Source organism: Pseudomonas sp. YQ_5 (assembly GCF_043103305.1).
GTDB lineage: Bacteria > Pseudomonadota > Gammaproteobacteria > Pseudomonadales > Pseudomonadaceae > Aquipseudomonas > Aquipseudomonas putida_Y.
In genome coordinates this window covers 1-6,250 of the sequence record NZ_JBICJS010000075.1, presented here as the reverse complement: position 1 = coordinate 6,250, position 6,250 = coordinate 1, and the positions used below count along the sequence as shown (strand labels likewise).

Here is a 6,250-nt window from a genome sequence, read left to right as displayed (position 1 = left end):
TTCCGCATCGAGCTGGGCGAGATCGAAGCCCGTCTGCAGGCCCAGCCGCAGGTGCGCGAGGCCCTGGTGCTGGCCCAGGAAGGCGCGACCGGCCAGCAGCTGGTGGCCTACCTGATACCCGCTGCCGAGGTAGCGCTGGAGCAGCACGCCGGGCTGCGCGCGCAGTTGCGCGAACAGCTGAAGGAAGCGCTGCCGGACTACATGGTCCCGGCGCACCTGTTGCTGCTCGACCGGTGGCCGCTGACAGCCAACGGCAAGCTCGACCGCAAGGCCCTGCCCAAGGCCGATGCCAGCCTGTTGCAGCAAGGTTATCGCGCCCCGCGTAGCGAGCTTGAACAGCAGCTGGCAGCCATCTGGCAGGACGTGCTCAAGCTTGAGCAAGTGGGCCTGGACGACCACTTCTTCGAACTGGGCGGCCACTCGCTGCTGGCCGTCAGCGTGGTTTCGCGGGTGCAACTGGAACTCGGCCTGAGCCTGACCCCGCAACTGATTTTCCAGCACCCGACCCTGGCGAGCTTCGCCGAACAGCTGGCCCAGGCATCTGCGCCGGCGGACACACAAACACTCAGCAAGCTGTCGGCTCTGCTGGACGAAATGGAGGAGGTGTGATGGACACCGCAGTCGCCACGAAAATTGCCCAGCGCTTCATCAATCTGCCGCTGGAAAAGCGTCGCCAATACCTGCAGAAAATGCTTGAAGAAGGCGTGTCCCCGGCCAACCTGCCCATTCCGCTGGTGCGCGACGACACCACCGTGGTGCCGTTGTCGTTTGCCCAGGAGCGCCAATGGTTCCTGTGGCAGATGGAGCCCCAGGGCACTGCCTACAACATCGGGGTCAGCCTGCGCCTGCATGGCCCGCTGAACCTGCAGGCCTTGCAAGGCAGTTTCGATACGCTGCTGGCGCGGCACGAGAGCTTGCGCACCACGTTCACCCATGACAGCCGCGACGGTGGCCCGCGCCAGCAAATCGCCCCACAGCTGACGGTAGCGATCGAATGCCGTGAGCGCGGCGTGGGCGATGAGCAGGCGCAGATTCAGGCCTTCGTCGAAGCCCACCGTGAGCAGCCGTTCGACCTGCAACACGGCCCCGTGTTGCGCGTGGCGTTGCTGCGCCTGGCGGCCGAGGACCATGTGCTCAGCCTGGTGGTGCACCACATCGCCGCTGACGGCTGGTCGCTGAAGGTCATGGTCGACGAACTGCTGCAGGGTTACAGCGCCTGTTGCCGAGGGCATGCCGTGGCTGTTCGGCCGCTGCCCATCCAGTACGCCGACTATGCCATCTGGCAACGGCGCTGGATGGAGGCCGGTGAACGCGAGCGGCAGCTGGCCTATTGGCAAGCGCAACTGGGTGGCCAGCAGCCGGTGCTGGAACTGCCGACCGATCGGCCCCGCCCGGGGCTGATGAGCTACCGCGGCGCACGACACGACTTCAGCTTGCCGGCCGAACTGTGCCAACGCCTGCAAGACCTGGCCCGCCACGAAGGGGTGACCTTGTTCGTGCTGTTGCTGGCCGCGTTCCAGGCCTTGCTGCAGCGCTACAGCGGGCAGCAGGACATTCGCGTGGGTGTGCCCATCGCTAACCGCAACCGGGTAGAAACCGAAGGGTTGATCGGGTTTTTCGTCAACACCCAGGTGCTGCGCGCGCAAATCGAGCCGCAGCAGACCTTCCGCGCGCTGTTGCAGCAAGCCCGCCAGGCCGCCAGCGACGCCCAGGCCCATCAAGAGCTGCCGTTCGAACAACTGGTCGAAGCCTTGCAGCCGGGGCGCAGCCTGAGCCACAGCCCGTTGTTCCAGGTCATGTTCAACCACCAGCGCCAGGGCAATGGCCAGCAGGCCGCCAGCGACACAGCGCTGCGTATCGAGGCTTTGCCTGGTGAAACGCGCACCGCGCCGTTTGACCTCACCCTGGAAACCTTCGAAGCGCCAGGGCAGATCGGCGCTTCTTTGAACTACGCCACCGATCTGTTCGATGCCACGACCGTGGCGCGCATGGCCGGGCACTGGGTGCAATTGCTGGACGGCATCGTGGCCGACGCGGGCCAGCGAATCGCCGCGTTGCCATTGCTCAGCGACAGCGAGCTGGACGTGATCGGGCAAGCCTGGAATGACACGGCGGTGCTGGTTGCCGACGCCTGCATTCAGCACTTGATCGAGCAGCGTGCCGATGCCACGCCGCATGCACCGGCGGTGCAGTTCGAAGACCAGACACTGAGCTACCAGCAGCTCAACGAACACGCCAACCGCCTGGCCTGGCGCCTGATCGAAGGCGGCGTAGGGCCGGACGTCAAAGTCGGGGTGGCCCTCGAACGCTCGCCACAGATGATCGTCGCGTTGCTGGCCGTGCTCAAGGCCGGGGGGGCCTATGTACCGCTGGACCCCCATTACCCGGACGAGCGGCTGGCCTACATGATGGAGGACAGCGGCATCAGGCTGCTGCTGACCCAACCTTCGCTACAGGCACGCCTGCCGATACCGGTCACGGTTCAGTGCCTGTTGCTGGCGCCCGAGCACCCGCTGGGCAGTGGCTGCAACGCGGCAGCCTACGGTGTGCACAACCCGCAGCCGCAACTGTCGGCCGAGCACCTTGCCTACATGATCTACACCTCGGGCTCCACCGGCAGGCCAAAAGGGGTGATGGTGCCCCACGGCGCCCTGGTCAACTTCATCGCCAGCATGGCTAAGGCGCCGGGGCTGGCTACCGGCGATCGCCTGTTGTCGTTGACCACGTTCTCGTTCGATATCTTCGGGCTGGAGGTGTACCTGCCGCTGGTGCAGGGTGCCTGCGTGGTCCTGGCCGGTCCGGATACCGCACAGGACCCGCAGCGGGTACTGGAGCTGGTCGCGCGGCAGGCGGTGACCGTGTTGCAGGCCACCCCTTCGACCTGGCGCATGCTGCTAGACAGCGGCCGCGGTGAGGTGCTGGCGGGCTGCACGAAGTTATGTGGCGGTGAAGCGCTGAGCGATGACCTGGCGCAGCGGCTGCTGGCCCTGGGCGGGCCGTTGTGGAACCTGTACGGGCCGACCGAAACCACCATCTGGTCAGCGCTGCATCGCTTGCAGCCCGCCAGGCCGCAGGCGTTGCTCGGCAGGCCGTTGGACAATACCCGGCTCTACCTGCTGGGTGAGGACCTGGCGCCGGTACCCGTTGGCGTTGCCGGCGAGCTGCTGATTGGCGGGGCGGGGCTGGCGCGCGGGTATTACCAGCGGCCTGGGCTGACCGCCGAGCGTTTCGTCCCCGACCCGTTCGCCGAGAACGGTGAGCGGCTGTACCGTACCGGCGACCTGGCACGCTATCGGGCCGATGGTGTGGTGGAGTACCTCGGGCGAATCGACCAGCAGGTGAAGATTCGTGGCTATCGTATTGAACTCGGTGAAATCGAGGCACAACTGGCGCGTCATCCCGCCATTCGCGAAGCGGCGGTGGTCGCCCGGCCGGGGCCTGGGGGCCAGCAGCTGGTGGCTTACCTGGTGCCGCAGGACGTGGCCGTGGTCGACGATGCGCAGGCGCGCGAGGCACTGGGCGAGGCGCTGAAGCGGCAACTGCGCAGCGCGTTGCCGGAGTACATGGTGCCGACCTGGACGACGTTCGTCGCAACCTTTCCCCATACCCCCAATGGCAAGCTTGACCGCAACCGGCTGCCTGCCCCCGACCTGAGTGTCGCCCGGGTGGCCTACCTGGCACCGCAGAGCGAGCTGCAGCAGCAAGTGGCGCAGATCTGGCAGGAGGTGCTGCACGTCGATCAGGTCGGCCTTGCCGACAACTTCTTCGACCTCGGCGGGCATTCGCTGCTGGCCACCCAGGTCACCGTGCGCCTGCGTGAGCAGTTGAAGCTGGAAACCGCGGTCAAGGCGCTGTTCACCACCCACGACCTGCAAGCCTACTGCGCCGAGATCGCAGTCGCCCCGCCGCACACCCAGGCGGTCAACGATGCCTTGGCTAAATCCTTGGAGGCCCTCAAACGTCTATCAGCCGAAGATCTGGAAAATCTGATCTCTTGACAGGGGAAGGGCGTGCAAAAGTTAATCGAATCGGTAGCAACACTGTCGGCAAAGCAACGCAAGGCGCTGGCAGTGCTGCTCAAGCAGCAAGGTGTCGATCTGTACAGCGTGGCACCTGTTTTTCGACGCGATCCGACCGAGCCGCTTTCGCTGTCCTTCGCCCAGGAACGGCAGCTGTTTCTTTGGCACCTTGAGCCAGACAGCGCCGCCTATCACCTGCCCAGTGCGCTGAACCTGCGCGGCGCACTGGACCTGGCTGCCCTGCAGCAAAGCTTCGATGCGCTGGTGGCGCGCCACGAGTCGCTGCGCACCACCTTCGCCACTGACGGTGAGCGCACCACCCCAGTGATCCATGCCCCCGCGCCGGTGAGCATTGCCAGGCACACCCTGGCCCTTGCGCCCGGCGAGGACCGGGCGGCACGGCTGCGCACCTGTATCACCGAAGAAATCCGCCAGCCGTTCGACCTGGCCCAGGGCCCGCTGCTGAGAGCCAGCCTGCTGTGCCTGGGGCCGGACGATCATGTGTTGCTGATTACCCAGCACCACATTGTCTCGGATGGCTGGTCGCTGGCGTTGATGGTGCAGGAACTGGTGCACCTGTATCGCGCGTACAGCAGCGGCCAGCCTGCCAGCCTGCCGGCGTTGCCGATCCAGTACGCCGACTATGCCGTCTGGCAGCGCCAATGGATGGATGGCGGCGAACGGCAGCGCCAGCTGGCCTACTGGACTGCCCAGCTGGGCGGTGAACAGCCTGTGCTGGCGTTGCCCAGCGACCGCCCGCGGCCGTTGCACAGCAGCTACCGTGGCGCCCGCATCGACCTGCCACTGAGCCCGGCACTGGCCGATGGCCTGCGGCAACTGGCGCGGCGCGAAGGGGTGACCCTGTTCATGCTGTTGCTGGCGACCTTCCAGTGCCTGTTGCACCGCTATAGCGGGCAGTCGGACATCCGCGTCGGCGTGCCGGTCGCCAACCGCACGCGCAAGGAAACCGAAGGCCTGATCGGCTTCTTCGTCAATACCCAGGTGCACAAGGCCGACATTGATACGCACCAACCGTTCGCCCGCCTGTTGCAGCAGGTCAAGGCCACTGCGCTGGAGGCCCAGGCGCACCAGGACTTGCCCTTCGAGCAGTTGGTGGATGCACTGCAGGTCGAACGGAGCCTGAACCGCAGCCCGTTGTTCCAGGTCATGTTCAACCACCGCAGCGCCGAGCGCCGGCTGCCAGGGGCCACACAGCTGCCAGGCTTGAGCGTGGAAGTGCTGGCGTGGGAAGAAGTGAACGCCCAGTTCGACCTGACCCTGGACACGGTCGAGACCGCGGATGGCCTGTGGGCATCGCTGACCTACGCCACCGACCTGTTCGACGCACCAAGTGTCGAGCGCATGGGGCAACATTGGCAGCATCTGCTGCACAGTGTGGTAGCCCAGCCGCAACAGCCGGTGGGCGATTTGCCGATGCTGAGCCCGCAGCAGGCGCAAGCGGTACTGCACGACCTTAACGACACCGCCACCGACTACCCCGGCGACTGGCGCGTGCACCAGCTGTTCGAGGCGCAGGCGCGTCGTCAACCAGACACCACGGCACTGCTGTTCGGTGACCAGCGCATGAGCTACCGGGCATTGAGTGAGCTGTCCAGCCAGTGGGCGCACAAGCTGATCGAACAGGGTGTCGGCCCGGAAAGCCTGGTGGGTATCGCCGCCGAGCGCTCGCTGGAAATGGTCGTTGGCCTGCTGGCGATCCTCAAGGCCGGCGCCGCCTATGTACCGCTGGACCCGGACTACCCGGCCGAGCGGCTGGCCTACATGTTCGAAGACAGCGGCATCGAACTGCTGCTGACCCAGGCGCACTTGCGCGATCAGCTGCCGGCGTTTGCCGGGCAGGTGCTGCTGCTGGACCAGCCCGGCGAGCTGGGCGGTTATTCGCAGCAGGCGCCGGCGTGCCGGCTGCACCCGGAGAACCTGGCCTACGTCATCTACACCTCCGGCTCGACCGGGCGGCCGAAAGGCGCCGGCAACCGCCACCTGGCGTTGTACAACCGGCTGGCGTGGATGCAGCAGGCGTATGCGTTGGGCAGTGCCGACACGGTGTTGCAGAAGACGCCGTTCAGTTTTGACGTGTCGGTGTGGGAGTTCTTCTGGCCGCTGATGACCGGTGCGCGGCTGGCCCTGGCGGCACCGGGCGAGCACCGCGAGCCGGAGCGCCTGATCGATACCATCGAGCGCCACCAGGTGACCACCTTGCACTTCGTGCC

Annotated in this window: 2 protein-coding genes and 1 pseudogene; all 3 read left to right on the top strand. The window is 66.1% G+C overall.

Annotation, left to right across the window (positions count from 1 at the left end):
- Positions 1 to 609, top strand: a 609-nt coding sequence (locus ACF8EA_RS17975) for a phosphopantetheine-binding protein (RefSeq protein ID WP_392522826.1), incomplete at its 5' end; no start/stop codon positions are given.
- The gene (locus ACF8EA_RS17970; protein WP_392522825.1) at positions 609 to 3,998 is read left to right on the top strand and encodes an amino acid adenylation domain-containing protein; all 3,390 of its coding nucleotides are present in this window, start codon (positions 609 to 611) and stop codon (positions 3,996 to 3,998) included. The genes ACF8EA_RS17975 and ACF8EA_RS17970, both read left to right, overlap by 1 nt.
- 141 nt (positions 3,999 to 4,139) lie before the next feature.
- Positions 4,140 to 6,250, top strand: a pseudogene (locus ACF8EA_RS17965) (condensation domain-containing protein); the annotation flags it as partial.